The sequence below is a fragment of the Streptococcus acidominimus genome (assembly GCF_001921825.1).
In the GTDB taxonomy this organism is placed as follows: Bacteria; Bacillota; Bacilli; order Lactobacillales; family Streptococcaceae; genus Streptococcus; species Streptococcus acidominimus.
This window is the reverse complement of the sequence record NZ_MSJL01000048.1, coordinates 1-17,740: the sequence shown is the minus strand read 5'-3', so window position 1 is coordinate 17,740 and position 17,740 is coordinate 1. Positions and strand designations below refer to the sequence as shown.

Sequence of the window (17,740 nt, the reverse complement as noted above, 5' to 3'; positions counted from 1 at the left end):
TGGGCTTAGTGCGCCCAAAAATAGGAAAATAAGCAAAAAGTAAGCTTCGAAAGCGAAGCTTACTGGAATTAATGCTTACAAATAGGGCTTACTTAACAACTACTTGAAGTTTTTAGAGGTGCCCAGATATTTTCTTTTTCATATCTTACTCCCTATATCTTTCATATTAATGATACAATCGACCTGATTATAGACAGCTGGATCATGGGTTGCGATAATCACATATTTATCTTCTGCTGTTTCATTCAATAATAAATGAATGATTTCTTGTCCGATTTCCCCATCCAAAGCTCCGGTAGGTTCATCGGCTAAAATAATTTTACGCGGTTTCAATAACATTCTAGCAATGGCGACACGCTGGGCCTGACCTCCAGATAATTCATAGATTTTTTGATGTAAATAGTCACTAGAAAGCCCTACTTTTTCAAGTACCTCAACGATTGTTTTTTTGTCTTTAGTGATGAGTTTCAAATTATCATATACTGTTTTGTTTTCGATTAAAGAATAATTTTGGAATACATAGCCAATCGTATTTTTAAAGAAGGTTCGTTCTTTGGTTTTCCAAATATCTTGCTCATCCACTAAAACCTTCCCACTGTCAATTTTTTCGAGTCTTCCGATGATATTCAGCAGTGTACTTTTACCTGAACCAGAACCTCCAATCAAGGCGTAACTTTTCCCAGCTTCAAACTTTAAATTTAAATCGGTAAAGATCGTTTTTGAGCCGAATGTTTTTGTAACATTCAAAAGGTCAATTGTCATTGTTCATCTCCTTTTAAAATTTGAGTGTATTTGTCAGATAATTTTCTAAAACTTATGATGGTTGAAACAATCAAGACCATTAAAGAAGTAGCTCCAATAGTTAATAACTCTATTTGCCTCGTCATCATAAATGTAAATAGGATGACTGTTGTAATTGTCAGGATAAAATATTTAAGGCTCGAGATTGCCATACCTGTCTTTGATAGCCCTAAGATTATTTTTTTTACGAAGTCATTCTGTTTTAAAGCGATAAATAGTTGAGCATATTGATAAATGAGTAGAAAGACAATGCAGTAAATAATCTTCTGTAATATCTTTGAAAGGAGGACTTGGTGCTCTAAAGATTGGAGATTCAGTTGCACAATTTGGTAAACGTCTACTGGATCCATTGAAAAGTTCAAAGAAACACTCATATCATTCATTTTTTCTATCGCTTCAGGGCTAAAAAGGGAGTTGTTTACGATGTTGCTAGCCAAAGTAAAATCCTTGTTTTCGATCATTTTATCAGTGTCTAACACAACCACGATATTATCTTTGCTATCTGCTACCCTTGTCAAAGAGAAATTATCTTTATTTTCATAATAATTGTCCCCGTGCTCATTGAAATAAAAAATTCTTTTCCCATTAGGAATGATTTGTACGGCAAGATCTCCTTTTGTATAGTCTGTTCCAGTAAATTGTTCTGCTACAACGGTATTTTCAATTGATTCTCTCTTCTCTTTAAATTTGTCAGGAATATAGATGGTTGCTATCTTGTGATCTAAAATTTGATAGTTGGTTCCATTCACCTTATTTTGTACACTAGCACCTGTTTGGTTGAGATAGAGCATCTCTTTATTGACCTCTGGACTCGTTATACCATCACTGTTCAATTGTTTAGAAAAATCTTCTGTAAACTCAGAATCTTTCATAAGATCTGGAATATATGCTGAAGACGGTTGGATATATAAAAAATCCAAGGTTTTCAAGGTGGAAGCTATCTGGAGATATTGAGCGTCTAGATCATTTGTTTCTCCATTGTTCACAGATTGATTTTCAATTCCTAACAACTCTAGCCTTTGCCATTTTTTCACGTAGTTCCATGGTTCTAAATTCTCTATTTGGATGCTTATTCTGGCTTGACTAATCTTGGTTTCTTGTAAAAAAATTCCTGAGACAATGATGATACCAGAAATAATGACCAGCCATATGGTAAAAATGAGTTTATTTTTTGCCTTATTTTTGATAATTTCAATCGGTTTTTCAATTCTAATGGTCAACCAAAAGAGGACGAAGGTGAGGATATCAATGATTTGAAAGAGGACAAAATTCGTTAACAGCATGGCGAAAAATAACTTGGAACTGTAAGTGAAGAATCCGCTACCCCAAAAAGAACTGTAAATAATCATCAATAAGGCCATCAAGCCCAGTTCAAACGTCAAAGAAATGAGATAGTCCCTTTTGAGGTTGTATACAGGTAGTCCTAAAGACCGCCTGATGACACCTTCTTTAATCTGCCTCGTTCTTACAACGAATAGAACAACTAATAAGGTTAAGTAGATGGATACCATTAGCAAGAACCTTAAATCTCCAGAGAATTGTAACATTCCCCCTATATGCCAGGGGTATGCCATATATATCGTTTGCAGACCAGTAGCCGTAAGTGCTTGGACACTATCAGAATCCATTTTCCCCAGAGTATAATACATCCCTGTGATTGGTGCAGACTTTAATTGTTCATCGTCTGTATCATCAAAATTGATATAGGTCACCTGCCCCGAACTCTGAACGATTGGCTTATAGATAGTAACGTTTTTCCTTTTTGCTAGGTCACGAATCATTTTGTATATTTCGTTACTAGGAAGGTTACTCTTCCCTTGAATGGAAAAGGCACCATCAATTGGTAAGGGCACTGGGTTATGGGTATCGCTAATACTGATAAGACCAATTGCAGTTATTAAACAAAAGAAGAAGCCAATGACACCTAATTTTAATTTCATAAGTCCTCCTATTTTTAGTATAAAATACCCTATAATAGTATAGGGTATTTTAGCTTTCACACTATTTTTAAAATCTAAAGTAATCCCAATATGCATTTAATCGGATATCGTTCCAATCTTTTGTTGCACTTGATAGTGCCCAGCCATATCTTTTAGAATCGGTTGCCTTAATTGAGCCCCAATAATTAGTCACTGAAGACTTTGAACCAATATCATTGGGAGACTTGACATAGTAATTAGAGTAACCATAGTTACCATCTACCTCATAATGCCATTCATCAATAATTGGATCTGGGGCTGGATGTGCCACTGCTGCACTAACTGTAGTGGCAAAGCCAATACTGAAGGCGCTTACAGCGAGTAAAGCCAATGTTTTAGTACTAATTCTTTTTTCATAGTACTTCTACTTTAATAAATTATTTAAAGAATTTATCATTCTTCAATGGTATAATAACATATTATTATTATAATTTCAATGGATTGTTAAAATATTTTAGTTGTAATATGTATTATTTTTGTAAATTTTATCATAAAAAAACGCTGAAAATGTCTGTTTGAATCTCTTCTATAAATTCAGAAATTGCCGTTTCATGCCTTTGTAATGATTTTTTAAAAGGATTAGTTGACCGACCAAGAGCCTTGTGATATACTGAAAAAATGGTAGAATCATATAGTAAAAACGCAAACCACAATATGCGTCGACCAGTCGTCAAGGAAGAGATTGTGGAGTTGATGCGTACACGTCAGGCGCAAAACACAGGCTTTTTAAAAGAATTAGAAGACTTTGCCCGCAAGGAAAACATTCCTATTATTCCCCATGAAACAACCGCCTATTTCCGCCTCTTGATGCAGGTGTTACAGCCAGCTGCTATCTTAGAAATCGGGACAGCGATTGGCTACTCGGCTCTGTTAATGGCAGAACACAGTCCAACTTCCAAAATTACAACCATTGACCGCAATGAAGAGATGATCGGTCTTGCCAAGGAGAATTTTGCCAAGTATGACAGACGTCACCAGATTGAATTGCTTGAGGGTGAAGCCATGGATATTTTGCCTAATCTGGAAGATGACAGCTACGACTTTGTGTTCATGGATTCTGCTAAGTCCAAGTATATCGTTTTCTTACCAGAGGTCTTAAAGAAGGTTAAGGTCGGGGGAGTAGTCGTCCTAGATGATGTTTTCCAAGGCGGAGATGTTGCGCGCGACATAATGGATGTCCGTCGTGGTCAGCGAACCATTTATCGAGGTCTGCAACGCCTGTTTGACGCGACCTTGGATCATCCTGATGTAACGGCGAGCTTGGTGCCTATGAGCGACGGCTTGCTGATGCTTAGAAAAAATGTAGAAACAGTCTGCTTGGATATAGAAGAAAATTAAGAAAAATTTAAGCATTTATGATATAATGATATGGTCAATAAAGAAAGAGAGACAATTCATAATGAAGACTAAAAAAATTCTTGCAGGAGCTGTAACCCTGTTTGCAGCCGTAACGCTAGCAGCTTGTGCTAATGGCTCTACGAAAGATATTGTCACCATGAAAGGCAATACCATCAACGTATCAGAATTTTATGAGCGTGTAAAGACCAACCAACAAGCCCAGCAAGTGCTCCTATCCATGGTGATTGAAGATGTTTTTGAAGCACAGTATGGGAAAGAAGTTTCATCAAAAGATGTAGACGAAGCCTATGACAAGATGGCAAAACAATATGGTGAGTCCTTTACATCAGCTTTGGCTTCGGCAGGATTGACACAAGAGACCTATAAACAACAAATCCGTGCCAACAAGTTGGTCGAATTTGCGGTAAAAGAAGCAGCTGAAAAAGAATTGACGGATGAAAAATACAAGGAACTCTATGAGGCTTACACGCCAGAAGTGACCGCTCAGATTATCAAGTTGACGGACGAAGCAAAAGCCAATGAAATCTTGGCGCAAGCCCAAGCTGAAGGTGCAGATTTTGCTCAATTGGCAAAAGACAACTCAACAGATACCGAAACCAAAGAAAACGGGGGTACTGTTAAGTTTGACTCTACTTCGACGACTGTACCTGCTGAAGTCAAGACAGCCATCTTTGCCTTGAATAATGATCAGGTAGGGGCTTCTGTTGTGAAAAGTATCAACCTTTCCAATTATCAAGTGAGCTACTATGTAGTGAAGTTGAATACCAAGTCAGAAAAAGCTGCGGATTGGAAAGAGTACAAGGATACCTTGAAAGATGGCTTTATTAAATCCAAACAAAGTGATACAGCCTTTGTGAGAAATGTTATTTCAGAAGTCTTTAAAAAGGCCAATGTCAAGGTGAAAGATGAAGCCTTCCAAACCATCTTGTCACAGTACATCACAACGGGAGATACTTCAAGTTCGTCTTCTACAACAGAAGGTTCAAGCAGTTCTGAAACGAAAGAATCAAGTTCAGACAAATAAGATTAGGAATGGATATTCAGTTTCCTTATATCAGAGAAGTGGCGGTCGGTGCGAGCCATATAAGGGAGAATATCTTGCTACTTAATCAGCGACAATTGCATAAAAAATGAGAATGACAAGTTCATTGAATGAAGGTGGTACCGCGGTTTTTCGCCCTTCGTTAGTGTTCTTGTCTTTTCTTTTTGGAGGTCTATGATGAAACAATTTCAGATTCAACAACGTTTTTGGTCCTGGGGTGGAAAATTTGATATCAAAGATGAGCGTGACCAGCTTTCTTATCAGGTAGAGGGGAGTCTTTGGAAGTGGTTCAAGAACTTTGAAATCCGTAATGCTGAGGGTCAAGTTGTTAGCACCATTCAGCAAAAATTTTCTTGGTTTTTTTCTCGTTTTGAAGTAAATGTTGTAGGACAAGCCTCCTTTATCATTCAGCAGAAGTTTTCCTGGTTGAAACCTCGCTACGAAATTGAGAACCTAGGTTTCGAAGTGGTTGGGGATTTCTGGGAGATGAAGTTTGAACTGCTTCACAACGGTATGGTAGTAGCCGACATTCGTCAGGAATGGTTTCGGATGCCTTCGACTTATCAAGTAACAGTTTATGAAGAGGCTTACGCAGATAGCACGATTGCTCTTGTGATTGCAATTGATTATGTAAAGGAGATGCGGCTTGCAGCAATAGCTGCAAGCTAGCTGGAAAGGAAATAGGAAAAAATGAAACAATTATCTAGTGCACAAATTCGTCAAATGTGGTTGGACTTTTGGAAGTCAAAAGGCCATTCAGTGGAGCCATCTGCTAATCTCGTCCCTGTCAATGATCCGACACTTCTGTGGATCAATTCTGGGGTGGCAACCTTGAAAAAATATTTTGACGGTTCTGTTATCCCTGAAAATCCACGGATTACCAATGCCCAAAAATCCATCCGAACTAATGATATTGAAAATGTCGGAAAAACAGCCCGTCACCACACCATGTTTGAGATGCTTGGGAACTTCTCCATTGGTGATTATTTCCGTGATGAGGCAATCGAGTGGGCATTTGAGCTTTTGACCAGTCCAGAGTGGTTCGGTTTTCCAAAAGAAAAACTCTACATGACCTACTATCCAGATGACACGGCGTCCTATAATCGCTGGCTTACCCTTGGGGTAGATCCAAGTCACTTGATTCCGCTTGAGGACAACTTCTGGGAAATCGGCGCAGGACCCTCTGGGCCAGATACAGAGATTTTCTTTGATCGCGGAGAGGCATTTGATCCAGAAAAGATTGGTATCCGTCTGCTGGAAGAAGACATTGAAAATGACCGCTACATTGAGATCTGGAATATCGTCTTGTCTCAATTCAATGCTGATCCAGAAGTGCCACGTTCGCAGTACAAGGAATTACCAAACAAGAATATTGATACGGGGGCAGGTTTAGAGCGCTTGGCAGCGATTTTCCAAGAGGCTAAGACCAACTTTGAAACAGACCTCTTCATGCCGATTATCCGTGAAGTAGAAAAACTGTCTGGTAAAAGCTATGATCCAGATGGAGATAATATGAGCTTCAAGGTGATTGCAGACCACATTCGTGCTCTTTCTTTCGCTATTGGTGATGGGGCTCTGCCTGGAAATGAAGGGCGAGGCTATGTCCTTCGTCGCTTGCTCCGCCGGGCGGTCATGCATGGTCGTCGTTTGGGGATCAAGGAGTCGTTCTTGTACAAATTGGTCGTGCCAGTTGGACACATTATGGAAAGCTACTATCCAGAAGTGCTTGAAAAGTGTGCATTTATCGAAAAGATTGTCAAACGTGAGGAAGAGACCTTTGCGCGGACGATTGACGCAGGCTCTATCCACTTGGATGAATTGCTGGCTCAATTAAAAGAAGATGGAAAGTCAACCCTTGAAGGTAAAGACATTTTTAAATTGTATGATACCTATGGTTTCCCTGTTGAATTGACCGAAGAATTGGCAGAGGATCAGGGCTTTGCTATTGACCATGAGGGCTTTAAGACAGCTATGAAAGAGCAGCAGGAACGGGCGCGTGCTTCCGTTGTCAAAGGAGGCTCAATGGGCATGCAGAATGAGACCCTTGCTGGGATTACAGAGACCTCAACCTTTGTCTATGGTGCAGATGAATTAACAGCGAGCTTGTCTGTTATGATTGCAGATAATGAGCGTGTCGATGGTCTATCCAGCGGACAAGCCTTGCTGGTCTTTGACCAGACCCCTTTCTATGCGGAAATGGGTGGGCAGGTTGCAGACCACGGGAATATCATGGATGAGGCTGGTCAGCTTGTTGCCCGTATCACTGATGTGCAAAAAGCACCGAATGGTCAAGCGCTTCATACTGCTGAAGTACTTGGAGAATTGCGTACAGGTATGACCTATACCCTTGCGATTGATACCCTGCGTCGCCATCGTGTGATGAAAAACCATACCGCGACCCACTTGCTTCATGCAGCCCTTCACCATGTCATTGGTGAGCATGCGACACAGGCAGGCTCTCTCAATGAGCAGGAATTTTTGCGCTTTGACTTTACCCACTTTGAGGCGGTAACAGCAGAGGAACTGCGCCGTATTGAGGAAGAAGTGAATGCACAAATCTGGGCAGCCCTCCCCGTCGTGACGGTTGAAACAGATATTGAGACTGCTAAAGAAATGGGCGCAATGGCTCTCTTTGGTGAAAAATATGGGAAAGAAGTGCGCGTTGTCAGCATTGGGGACTATTCAATTGAGCTATGTGGTGGTACGCATGTGGGGAATACGGCTGAAATCGGTCTCTTCAAGATTTTGAAAGAAGAGGGAATCGGGTCTGGAACACGCCGTATCGTAGCTGTAACCAGCCGTGAAGCCTTCCTTGCCTATCGTGAAGAAGAAGAACTGCTCAAAGCAGTTGCTTCAACCATCAAAGCACCACAAATCAAAGAAGTCGCAAATAAGGTGGCAAGCCTCCAAGAACAGTTGCGTGAATTGCAAAAGGAAAATGCTGCCTTGAAAGAAAAAGCAGCAGCGGCAGCGGCTGGTGATATTTTTAAGGATGTCAAAGAAGCAAATGGTGTACGCTATATTGCAAGTCAAGTTGAGGTATCAGACGCAGGAGCCTTGCGTACCTTTGCGGACAATTGGAAACAAAAGGACTATTCAGATGTCCTAGTCTTGGTTGCCGCGATTGGAGAAAAAGTGAATGTCCTTGTCGCAAGCAAGACCAAAGAGGTGCATGCTGGAAATCTGATTAAGGAATTAGCCCCAATCGTCGCAGGTCGTGGTGGTGGTAAACCAGACATGGCAATGGCAGGAGGAAGCGATGCCTCAGCAATTGGAAAACTCTTAGCCGCAGTTGGCAATAAGATGTGAGGACGCTAAAAAAGCGACTGAAAAATAGGAGACTTCCTTGTGTTCGATGAACCCAAGGAAGTCTATACCTAAAGGTAGTCACACTTGATACGAGTTTCACTCGTTCTATTTCCAATCTTCAACAGTCTAGAATAGACTGTTGAAGCAACTAAAGTTGCAACAGTTGCGAGCCATACCTGTAATCAGCTTCAGCTGAAACAGTTATGGCTTTTTTTTCGAGTTTTTAGTCCGAGTTCAATTTCAAGATACAAAGTCCGTAAAAAACTCAAAGCGCCCTCCTTTATGTATTATAGTCACTTAGTTTATATTTTTATTACTTCGTTAACTCGTCTTGCTGTACCCCAGTACTACCTGAGACTCGTTGCCTAGTACTAAAAATAAACTAAATGGCTATAACAGTCACTCCCCTGACGGTCAATACCTTATCCGTGAGCGGATATGGTCCACAATGGCTACGGCAAACTAGGAAATCTGATGCAGAAGCTCATGTTCAATTGTAAGGTGTGAAGCCACTAGAAAAACAATTAAAATAGATATTCGACGCAGAAATCCTTGCTACTAAGAGTGACATTATGCTAGAATGGTGTGTAGATAGCTGTTTCGTTTACTTTTCTAAAGAAAGCGATAAAGGAGAAAACAGATGAAAAAATTAGTTGCAACTATTGGCTTGTGGTTAGCAGGGGTATTCGGCTATTTGATGGGAATCAGTTTTTTGATGGCAGGTAGTTCCTCGTCGGACATTCCAGATATACCAGTAGGATATATCCAGACGGTGATGTTGGCTTTGGGGATCTTTGGTCTCATCTATCTGACTGCTCTATCGTATCTTCACTGGAATCGGGTCTATGCCAAGATGGAGATAAAGATTGATTTGCCCCAGCCTTGGATGAGTAATATCCTTTTTCCATTAGGGCTCTTTGCGCTCTTGATTATTGCAGAGCTACTCTTACCAATTCCTCCGAGCGATAATCAGCAGGCGGTGATAAAGGGAGTTTTAGCGCAGCCCTTCTTTGCTTTCTTTGCAGTGGTGATTTTTGCACCGATCATGGAAGAATTGATCTTTAGAGGCTTATTTGCAGGCTATTTCTTCCCCAATTTGACGCAGAAGACGAACCTTATCCTCTATTTTATTCTAACGAGTAGCCTCTTTTGCTTGGCACATGGACCGCGCACGATACCCCACTTTCTGATTTACTTTACAATGGGAGCAGCCTTGGCTTGGCTCTACCTTGCCAAACGCGATTTGCGGTATTCAATGGGACTGCATGCTGCCAACAATCTCTTATCTTTTCTTATGATATTTTTGTAAGAAATAAGTGCGAGCAATTCATTTTGTCGCACTTGTTTTTAGGAAGGTCTACTTAATTGATGTTTAAAAAAGGGACGCTTGTATATCAGTTTATAAAAAGTTGATAGTGGAGGAGTTCGTGCTTGATTCTGTATCGAGCTTTCTTCCGCCTCATACCATTCCCCATAGTCCTATTTAGAAACGTTAGATGACTGTTTAGGAAATGGAAAATGTTTTTTGAATTTGTACGGTATACTGATGTTTGTAATAGAGTGAGTCCTTGACCTTTTCACATATTATTCATGATTCATCATATTAGAAAAGAGGAAATGCCATGAAATTTTAGTCATCATTTTTATTTTATTATCTTTCTATCAGTTTTATGCAACCTATCAAATGTTTAGGAGTGTTCAACAAAAATGGACGACGGAAACCTCTTATTTTGTCGGTTATGGCATGTGGAGTAGCATCGTCTTTGCTGTTTTATTGCTAGGATTTGGAGTCTGTTTTGTTACAGGTAGTTTTCCAGTTATTTAATAGAAAGGGCAATAAAAAGAGCCTATCATCTTTGTAGTGGTTCACTTCACTCTGGAGATGATAGGCTCTTTTTGAGTGTAGAAAAGCTTCTACAAGGTACCATACAGACCGTCTAAATAGAAATGAATTTGGCTTTTTATAAAACGTAGAGATTTGTTTTTGGTGGTGTCAATGATTCCAAATACCCTATAGTGGTGTTTAAAGAGAGCCTCATAATCAATAGGATGCCCAATGATGATAATATTTGCTCGTTCTGAGTGCCTTCGAATATCTTGTAGGTAAAGGTGCAGTTGATCTGATGTCAAAAGAGGAGATTTTATGATAAAATAACTGGTAGGAGTATGGGTTTTGTAAGGATGATAATATAAGGTGATTTTGCTATCTTTTTTCTTGTGAAATAGGTGGATTTTGATGACGATAGCAATAAACATACTCATCAGTGATTTTGGAAAAATTTCAATCATAGTAGCCCCCTTTATGTAATGTTTTTATAAGAGTTTAGCATAGATTAGCGAATGTGTGCGTTTGTTTCCTAAATGGTCATTGAATATTCCTAATGGGATAAACGTTTGCCGTTCAGGATATTTGAGCGACCATTTAAGAGTTCAAGAAAGTGAATCATTGGTTGTGTGCTATTCTTTGATAAAGGAGGCAACCGATGAAATTCATGATTATTAGAACGAAACAACATACGAGTAAGATTCAATTGTGTGATATTTATTATGTCAAATCCCATCCAACGAAACCGCACTATGTTGAAGTTGTCACGGAAAAAAAGACCTATGATGTTTTAGAAAAACTGCAGAATATAGAGAGGAAGTATCCTGATTGTTTTATGCGATGTCATCGAAACTGCTTGGTGAATCCTTCTAATATTACAGAAATCCATGTTCAGGACAGAAAGATTATTCTTGGAGATAAGGGAGAGCATCACGTTCATTTTGCAAGGCGTCGCTATCAGGATTTAGTAGCTCACTGGCTCAATAAGGGGGAGATTGAAGATGGAACTATTTGTATTGGAAGATGATTTTTTACAGCAAACCCGGCTTGAGAAAGTGATCAAACAGTTGCTAGAAAAACATCAGATAGAACCCAAATCCTTTGAAATTTTTGGGAAGCCGAATCAGTTGCTAGGATCAGTGTATAATAGGGGAGCACACCAACTATTCTTTTTGGATATTGAGATACGCTCGGAAGAACTGAAAGGACTTCAAGTTGCTCAGCAAATTCGGACGATAAATCCCTATGCGACTATTGTATTTGTGACAACTCACTCAGAGTTCATGCCTCTCTCTTTTCGCTATCAAGTATCGGCACTCGATTATATTGATAAGGAATTGGCTGAGGAGGAATTTAAAGCACGGATAGAGGCGGCGTTATTGTATGCGAGGAGCAAAGATAGTAAAACAATTGCGGAAGATTCTTTCTATTTTAAATCAAAATATGCTCAGGTTCAATATCCCTTTGAAGAACTTTATTATATTGAAACCTCGCCATGTCCTCATAGGGTTATTCTTTATACAAGGACGGAGCGAATGGAATTTACAGCTAATTTAGGAGATATTTTGAAGCAGGAGAAACGCTTGGTGCAGTGTCATCGTTCGTTTATCGTTAATCCCGCCAATGTTATCAAAGTAGATAGGCAGGAAAAGGTTCTGTATTTTCCGAATGGAGCAAGTTGTTTTATTTCTAGGACCAAACTGGGTGCGACTTTAGCAGCTATAGATAAGTTGCACGAATCGTAGGAGAGAGTATGAATGTTATTCAGTATGTAATGGAAGCCATAGTATCTAATGGGTTAGTGATAGGTTTATTTTTTAAAATTAATCATATAAAATTCACAAGGAAATCTCTTGTAATAGCTGTGCTCATTAGGATACTAGTTGCAGCTATAACAGCTACCTTGAATCGTTTAGTGGGAGATAGTTTGTTTGGCTATTTTACTCAACCTTTGTATGGTTTTCTTTTTACTTTGATTTTTCTGAAACCAAAATCTAAAACATTATTAATTTTCTACGGGCTTTTTACATCTACTTTGTGGAACATTTTTTCCAGATTAATTGCTTATTTCATTGTCCCTATTTTTGGTCAAACTGATGTTTTATTGGAAGATGGCATGCTTTATTTTCTTTATGTTTTTTTTAGTATTCTATCAACATTAGGTTTTCTTCAGTGGCTTGGATATGATTTTGTTAGATACCGTTTTGACCTGATTGATTTTAGGGAAAAGCGAGGATTGTTAATTGCCAATTGGACAATGGCTACTTATTTTTTATTGATGCAAGCACTTACTTATTTTGAATACGAGTATGAATTGGTTAGTCATAGTTACCGGAAGCTTATTTTAGTCCTTTACCTCATTTTATTTATGGGAATGCTGAAACAAGTTGATACGTACTTGAAAGAAAAGATGAAAGAAAAATTAATCTTTCAACAAACTCTACAGCTTAGCGATCTAGAGAAGTATAGTAAACATATAGAAGAGCTTTATCGGGAAGTTAGAGGGTTTCGACATGATTATACAAACCTATTAACTACCTTGCGTTTAAGTATTGAGGATAATAATATGTCTCAAATCAAGGAGATTTATGAATCTGTCTTAAAAGATTCGCCTAAGAGATTACAGCACAATAAATATGATGTTGGTCGATTGCTCAATATTGATAATTCAGCTTTGAAAAGCCTGCTGGCTGCAAAGTTTATGCAGGCTACGGAACAGAACCTCATCGTTTCTCTAGAAGTACCTGAAGTGATTGAGCCACAGGGGATGGAGTTGGTCGATTTTCTCACGATTATTTCAATTTTATGTGACAATGCTACCGAGGCTGCAATAGGAACTGTCGATTCCAGGATAAATATTGCTTTTCTCACGGTTCATGAGAAACAGATGTTTATTATTGAAAATTCAACGAAAGAGGAAGCAGTTGATATTTCAGAAATCTATTCTTTTGGAACGAGTTCAAAAGGGAGTGACAGGGGAGTTGGCTTATACAATGTGACGAAAATTCTTGAGCAGTATCCTAATGTATGGCTTAGGACTAGGAGTTCAGAATATACGTTTTCTCAAATTTTAGAAATTGGATAACACTAATCAAAAGAGGCTGGGACAAAAGTCCCAAGCCTTAATATAAAAAGCGAACAAAACTAGTTTTTCTAACACTCAGAATTCTATTTTGGTCGCTTTTTGCATCTAATTTATCAATTTGAAGATTTGATGATAAAGAATTTCAAAAGTCAAAATCTTTTTGTCCCAGCCTCTTTTTAATCAACTTATCTTATGTTTGTTGTCACTATCTGCTCTACCAATTCCCCGAATTCTTATTTCCCTGAGAAAATCAGTCCACCAATCTCCACCGGAGATATGTTTGAGTTCTGAAGAAGTCAATTCAGAGAAGCTAGTTATTGTTTGTCGGTTGTCCATTTTAGGATCTCCTTTGTATCATGTTTCTTTTATGATACATCATCTTGAACCAATTGGATAGCCTAATTCCTGAACAGTCACTGAAATATCCTAAATGGTGATTCATTGGGAGTTGTATAAGAGCTTATCTTTATAGTAATCAAAGTAGGTCTTTGTCGCAATGACACTTGTGACACGTCCTTGTAGTCCATATTGAATAAGGGAGCTATCCTCATCAGATAGCGTTGCTATTGCTGTAATTTTAAAGAGGTTCCCTTGTTCTGTTTTAGTAGCCGCTTTATCAATGGATTGGATGTTTCCTCTAATCATCAAGGACTTGTTTCCGATTTTTTCAAGACTAAGACGCACTACCTGATCCTCTTTGAGTAAGGAGACATATTCAGAAGTGACATAGTAGGTGATAAAGATCTCTTTACTTTTACGGATGTCGGGATAGAGTTGAGCAATCTCACTACCACTAGGGATGAGCGTTTTTCCTTCAAATTCACTATTGAGATGAACTATGCCAGTTTCTGGAGCTGTAATCGTGTTACTGTCTAGTCGGATAGTAGCCTGATTTAGTTGGGCAGTAAGATCAGTGAGTTGGTTTTCGACCGTTGTAAGTTGTTGCGAGGCTGTTTGTAAGAATTGGGTTCGCAGCACTTCAATTTTTGTTCCCAAGCTGTTGTCATAAGTAGAGACAGTTCCTATACCTGCACGTTGAATCTTCAAACTAGCAATAGAATTTTCAAGACCAGAGATACTTTGATTGATTTGGGAAATATACTGCTCTGCCGTGGCAGATGGCTGCTGTTCCTGAGATTGAGCTAGGTAATGATGTAAGGTTGCCTGATGTGGATTATCGGATGATAAGCTAGTAGCTTGAGTCATAATTGCCTGCCGGAGTTCTCCATACTCTGCGATTTGCTGATACATAGCATTGATTTGAGTGTCAATTGTTGCTAGGGTATTGCTAGCAATCGTTGTTTGATGTTCAATCTCAGTATTGGTTTTTGAGATACTGAGTTCGATGTCTTGGGATTGTTGGATAAAATGATGAAAAGTATGAACATAGCCAAATTCATCCTCATCTGAAAAGAGATTTGTACCTTGTTCTAGGCTGGATTTGAGCGTTTCAAGGCCAGTTTTTTGCCGCTTCAAAAGTGCTAGCTGACTTTCTATCGCCTGCTTTTGAGAGTCTTCCATGGTTTCAGAGTATTGGATGATGACCTCATCTTTCTCGACCAGTTGATTATTTGTTAGGTTATTGGTAATAATAGTATTATTACTAGTCGATTGAATGGAAGCGATAATATTTGTTGGAGCAATCTCACCTTGTGAGGTGACGGTGACCTCTTTCTTGGCAACGAGCGAAAAAATCACCAGAAAGCTAACGAATAAGATTAGAGGGATAATCAAGAGTGTCGCAAAGTTATGGTAACGCCGTTGATAAAATTCAGCACTTTTAAACAGTTTTGGATTCATGGAACATCTCCTTATTTACTAAATAGGTGGTGGTAGAACCCTTGTTTATCCATTAGTTCTTGATGAGAGCCAGTTTCGATGATTTTTCCTTGGTCAAGAACAATCACTTGATTGGTTCGCTCAGAAATACTAAGCCGATGAGCGACAAAAATAATGGTTTTATCCGTCATCGTCATAAGGTTATCAATCACCTTTTTTTCTGTTAGAACATCAAGCCCACTGGTTGCCTCATCAAGAATGAGGATAGAGGCTTGGGTTAGTAGCGCTCGAGCTAGAGCGATTCGTTGTTTTTGCCCCCCTGACAACCCCGCTCCGTCAGAGAGTTCTGTTTGGTAGCCCATAGGCATTTGTTCGATGTCATGACGAATTTCTGCCATCTCACAGGCTTTTACAATATCTTCTTGACGAATCATGTGATTGACTCCTAAAGTCAAGTTCTCTAAGACAGAACCACTAAAAATATAGGCTTGTTGAGGGAGATAGTTGATGTGTTGGCGCAAGAGTTTTTTATCTATTAGTTTGAGGTCATTATTGTTGATTGTAATGCGCCCTTTATAGGGTTCAAAGAAGTGAACGATCATTTTGGCTAAGGTAGTCTTTCCTGAACCACTAATACCTACTAGGCTAACCTTGTCCCCTTTCTGAATAGTTAGATTAATGTCTGACAAGGTATCACGACCAAAGCCATACTTATAGGACAGATCTTCAAATTGAATATCACCATAAAGAAATGAATTATCTGTTAGGGATTGATGATGATCGAACTCTGACTCAACGAGATATACTTCATTGAGGCGGTTATTGGCAACTTTGGCAGACTGGAGTTTGGTTTGGAGATTGATAATATTTTCTAAAGGATGTGTAAAATAGCCAAGTAGTGTATTGAAGGTAATCAGTTGCCCGATGGAAATAGTATTATCCATTACTAGTCTAGCTCCCAACCAGAGAATACCAGTATGGAGAATTAACTGAGCACCTTGTTTTAGAACTCCTTGTAAGATAGAGTATTTGCTGAGCCTAAAAGATTTATCCAAATAATCAACAAATTCACTGTCAATTTTCTGGTAGCGTCTTTCCTCGCTGGTCAAGGACTTAATCGTTTCGATACCATTAATATCTTCAATGATAGCTGAACTGACCATGGAATTACTCTGCATAACCTCATTGTTCATCTTTTCAAAGGGGTTCATAAATAGAAAAATGATGAGCATGTAGATAGGAATTGAAATCAGTGATAGTAAGAAAAGGGAGGTATTTTGTACCAGCAGTACACCCCCGACAATGATGATAATTGAAACATCGAGAAAGAGGGATAGAATGGTAGACGCTAAGGCGTCAATGATAGAGTTGGCATCTGTAAAACGTGAGATAACTTCCCCTGTCCGCCGTGTTGCAAAGAAGGACATAGGTAGTTCAAAGATATGTCGGATATAGGACAGAATGACATCAATACTGAGTCGTTGGCTTAGTACGATTAGTAGGTAGTCTCGTGAGAAGCTCATCATCTGTTGGAGAATGTATGTGATGATAAGACCGATAGAGATTATTCCTAAAGTTGACCTCATTTGATTGGGGATGTACTCATCTAGGATTCCCTGTAGGTAATAAGAAACGCCAATATTAATGAGTGTGATCAAGAGGCTGGCTAGGACGATGTAGAGAATCAGGGAACCTTGATTGAAAATAAGAGGTAAAAAACTCAACAGACCATTCTTTTTGTCCTTATGCGGTTTGTAGCTTGGTTCTGGCGCAAGAAAGAGTGTTACTCCTGTCCACTCCGAGGCAAAATGTTCCTTGGTCATCTTCGTAACCCTTACCCTCGGGTCAGGATCGCCGATGATGAGATGCCCTTTCTTTGCTTGATAGACGACATAGTAATGTTGTAACCGACCTTCTTTATTTACATGAACAATAAAAGGATAGGGCACATCATCCATATCAAATAGCGTCATATCTGCCTGAATCGCCCTCGTTTCAAAGCCCATTTCTTTTGTGGCTTTGATGATACCGAGTGCCGTCGTCCCTTCCTTATTCGTTTTGGCTAGTTCCCTCAAGTGTGCCAGTGAGTAGTCAGAACCGTAGAATTTTGCGATAGAGGCTAAAGCTGCCACACCACAATCTCTGGCGTCTATTTGAGGAACAAATGTTCGTTTATAAGATGCCATGTTGCTTGCTCCTTTTCTTGCTAGTGTATACGTCTATTATGACACGGATAATAAAGCCAAGAAGCCTCAAATCTCAAATGGGACTTAAAACGTCCTGAACGGTAAAGGTGGATGCCACGAGATATGGTGAAAGGTATTCCTGAATGGTTGCGTACCACTCTTAAACGGGAAAATATACCCATTTAGGAAAATTCAATAACTGTTCAGGAAATGGGAAAATAGATTTGTGCATAAGTGGTATACTCTATTAGACTTGTTCGGTAACTACTTGGTTTCAAAATTAATAATCCCACAAATTAACTCAGCACGTATTTCAAAACGTTTTCTCCGACCACGATAGTCTTGTTTCATGATTTGAAAAGTCTTAAACTTCGC

The 17,740-nt window shown here is 39.2% G+C and carries 15 protein-coding genes and 1 pseudogene; 8 read left to right on the top strand and 8 right to left on the bottom strand.

Annotation, left to right across the window (positions count from 1 at the left end; translation table 11 throughout):
• Positions 1–138 precede the first annotated feature (138 nt).
• The 3 genes from BU200_RS08865 to BU200_RS08855 form a co-directional block, all read right to left on the bottom strand.
• A complete protein-coding gene (locus tag BU200_RS08865; RefSeq protein ID WP_075099806.1) occupies positions 139–762 on the bottom strand; it encodes an ATP-binding cassette domain-containing protein in 624 nt (207 codons plus the stop codon).
• A complete protein-coding gene (locus BU200_RS08860; RefSeq protein WP_075099805.1) occupies positions 759–2,741 on the bottom strand; it encodes an ABC transporter permease in 1,983 nt (660 codons plus the stop codon). The genes BU200_RS08865 and BU200_RS08860 overlap by 4 nt, the downstream gene beginning before the upstream one ends.
• A gap of 67 nt (positions 2,742–2,808) precedes the next feature.
• Positions 2,809–3,111: a hypothetical protein gene (locus tag BU200_RS08855; RefSeq protein ID WP_089503571.1), complete on the bottom strand. Its 303-nt coding sequence runs from the start codon at positions 3,109–3,111 to the stop codon at positions 2,809–2,811.
• A 287-nt stretch (positions 3,112–3,398) separates the two neighbouring features.
• Here BU200_RS08855 and BU200_RS08850 point away from each other — a divergent pair, with 287 nt between their 5' ends.
• The 5 genes from BU200_RS08850 to BU200_RS08830 all read left to right on the top strand — a co-directional run bounded on the left by BU200_RS08850 (position 3,399) and on the right by BU200_RS08830 (position 9,799).
• Positions 3,399–4,118, top strand: coding sequence for an O-methyltransferase (locus BU200_RS08850; protein WP_075099803.1), 720 nt, complete (start codon positions 3,399–3,401; stop codon positions 4,116–4,118).
• A gap of 61 nt (positions 4,119–4,179) precedes the next feature.
• The gene (locus BU200_RS08845) at positions 4,180–5,163 is read left to right on the top strand and encodes a peptidylprolyl isomerase (RefSeq protein ID WP_483409483.1); all 984 of its coding nucleotides are present in this window, start codon (positions 4,180–4,182) and stop codon (positions 5,161–5,163) included.
• A gap of 192 nt (positions 5,164–5,355) precedes the next feature.
• Positions 5,356–5,850 carry an LURP-one-related/scramblase family protein gene (locus BU200_RS08840; RefSeq protein ID WP_265588257.1) on the top strand — a complete coding sequence of 165 codons (495 nt, stop codon included), beginning with the start codon at positions 5,356–5,358 and terminating at the stop codon, positions 5,848–5,850.
• A gap of 21 nt (positions 5,851–5,871) precedes the next feature.
• Positions 5,872–8,490, top strand: a complete 2,619-nt coding sequence (gene alaS / locus BU200_RS08835; RefSeq protein ID WP_075099801.1) for an alanine--tRNA ligase — start codon at positions 5,872–5,874, stop codon at positions 8,488–8,490.
• A gap of 640 nt (positions 8,491–9,130) precedes the next feature.
• Positions 9,131–9,799, top strand: a complete 669-nt coding sequence (locus tag BU200_RS08830; RefSeq protein ID WP_083609394.1) for a CPBP family intramembrane glutamic endopeptidase — start codon at positions 9,131–9,133, stop codon at positions 9,797–9,799.
• Positions 9,800–10,404: 605 nt separating this feature from the next.
• Here the strand turns inward: BU200_RS08830 and BU200_RS11520 are convergent.
• A complete protein-coding gene (locus BU200_RS11520; RefSeq protein ID WP_075099800.1) occupies positions 10,405–10,779 on the bottom strand; it encodes a hypothetical protein in 375 nt (124 codons plus the stop codon).
• A gap of 194 nt (positions 10,780–10,973) precedes the next feature.
• On the opposite strand from BU200_RS11520, the gene BU200_RS08820 reads away from it, so the two are divergent.
• From BU200_RS08820 to BU200_RS08810, 3 genes are read left to right on the top strand one after another with little or no spacing between them, the layout of a single operon-like run.
• Entirely contained in the window at positions 10,974–11,342 is a 369-nt protein-coding gene (locus tag BU200_RS08820) for a LytR/AlgR family response regulator transcription factor (protein WP_075099799.1), read from the top strand.
• Positions 11,317–12,060: a response regulator transcription factor gene (locus BU200_RS08815; RefSeq protein WP_075099798.1), complete on the top strand. Its 744-nt coding sequence runs from the start codon at positions 11,317–11,319 to the stop codon at positions 12,058–12,060. The genes BU200_RS08820 and BU200_RS08815 overlap by 26 nt, the downstream gene beginning before the upstream one ends.
• Positions 12,061–12,068: 8 nt before the next feature.
• Entirely contained in the window at positions 12,069–13,400 is a 1,332-nt protein-coding gene (locus BU200_RS08810) for a sensor histidine kinase (protein WP_075099797.1), read from the top strand.
• 180 nt (positions 13,401–13,580) lie between these two features.
• Here the strand turns inward: BU200_RS08810 and BU200_RS10705 are convergent, their stop codons facing one another.
• The 4 genes and pseudogenes from BU200_RS10705 to BU200_RS11000 form a co-directional block, all read right to left on the bottom strand.
• Positions 13,581–13,736 (bottom strand): ComC/BlpC family leader-containing pheromone/bacteriocin, encoded by a 156-nt coding sequence (locus BU200_RS10705; protein WP_083609393.1) that lies wholly within the window; start codon positions 13,734–13,736, stop codon positions 13,581–13,583.
• Between the two features lie 102 nt (positions 13,737–13,838).
• Positions 13,839–15,200, bottom strand: coding sequence for a bacteriocin secretion accessory protein (locus BU200_RS08800; RefSeq protein ID WP_075099796.1), 1,362 nt, complete (start codon positions 15,198–15,200; stop codon positions 13,839–13,841).
• Positions 15,201–15,211: 11 nt separating this feature from the next.
• Complete coding sequence (locus BU200_RS08795; RefSeq protein ID WP_075099795.1) at positions 15,212–17,365, bottom strand: peptide cleavage/export ABC transporter; 2,154 nt, start codon at positions 17,363–17,365, stop codon at positions 15,212–15,214.
• Between the two features lie 264 nt (positions 17,366–17,629).
• Positions 17,630–17,740, bottom strand: a pseudogene (locus BU200_RS11000) (IS5/IS1182 family transposase); the annotation flags it as partial.

Coding starts and splice junctions, on each gene's coding strand:
- BU200_RS08865 (WP_075099806.1), bottom strand. CDS start 762: ATGACAATTGACCTTTTGAATGTTACAAAAACATTCGGCTCAAAAACG.
- BU200_RS08860 (WP_075099805.1), bottom strand. CDS start 2,741: ATGAAATTAAAATTAGGTGTCATTGGCTTCTTCTTTTGTTTAATAACT.
- BU200_RS08850 (WP_075099803.1), top strand. CDS start 3,399: ATGGTAGAATCATATAGTAAAAACGCAAACCACAATATGCGTCGACCA.
- BU200_RS08845 (WP_483409483.1), top strand. CDS start 4,180: ATGAAGACTAAAAAAATTCTTGCAGGAGCTGTAACCCTGTTTGCAGCC.
- BU200_RS08840 (WP_265588257.1), top strand. CDS start 5,356: ATGATGAAACAATTTCAGATTCAACAACGTTTTTGGTCCTGGGGTGGA.
- alaS (WP_075099801.1), top strand. CDS start 5,872: ATGAAACAATTATCTAGTGCACAAATTCGTCAAATGTGGTTGGACTTT.
- BU200_RS08830 (WP_083609394.1), top strand. CDS start 9,131: ATGAAAAAATTAGTTGCAACTATTGGCTTGTGGTTAGCAGGGGTATTC.
- BU200_RS11520 (WP_075099800.1), bottom strand. CDS start 10,779: ATGATTGAAATTTTTCCAAAATCACTGATGAGTATGTTTATTGCTATC.
- BU200_RS08820 (WP_075099799.1), top strand. CDS start 10,974: ATGAAATTCATGATTATTAGAACGAAACAACATACGAGTAAGATTCAA.
- BU200_RS08815 (WP_075099798.1), top strand. CDS start 11,317: ATGGAACTATTTGTATTGGAAGATGATTTTTTACAGCAAACCCGGCTT.
- BU200_RS08810 (WP_075099797.1), top strand. CDS start 12,069: ATGAATGTTATTCAGTATGTAATGGAAGCCATAGTATCTAATGGGTTA.
- BU200_RS10705 (WP_083609393.1), bottom strand. CDS start 13,736: ATGGACAACCGACAAACAATAACTAGCTTCTCTGAATTGACTTCTTCA.
- BU200_RS08800 (WP_075099796.1), bottom strand. CDS start 15,200: ATGAATCCAAAACTGTTTAAAAGTGCTGAATTTTATCAACGGCGTTAC.
- BU200_RS08795 (WP_075099795.1), bottom strand. CDS start 17,365: ATGGCATCTTATAAACGAACATTTGTTCCTCAAATAGACGCCAGAGAT.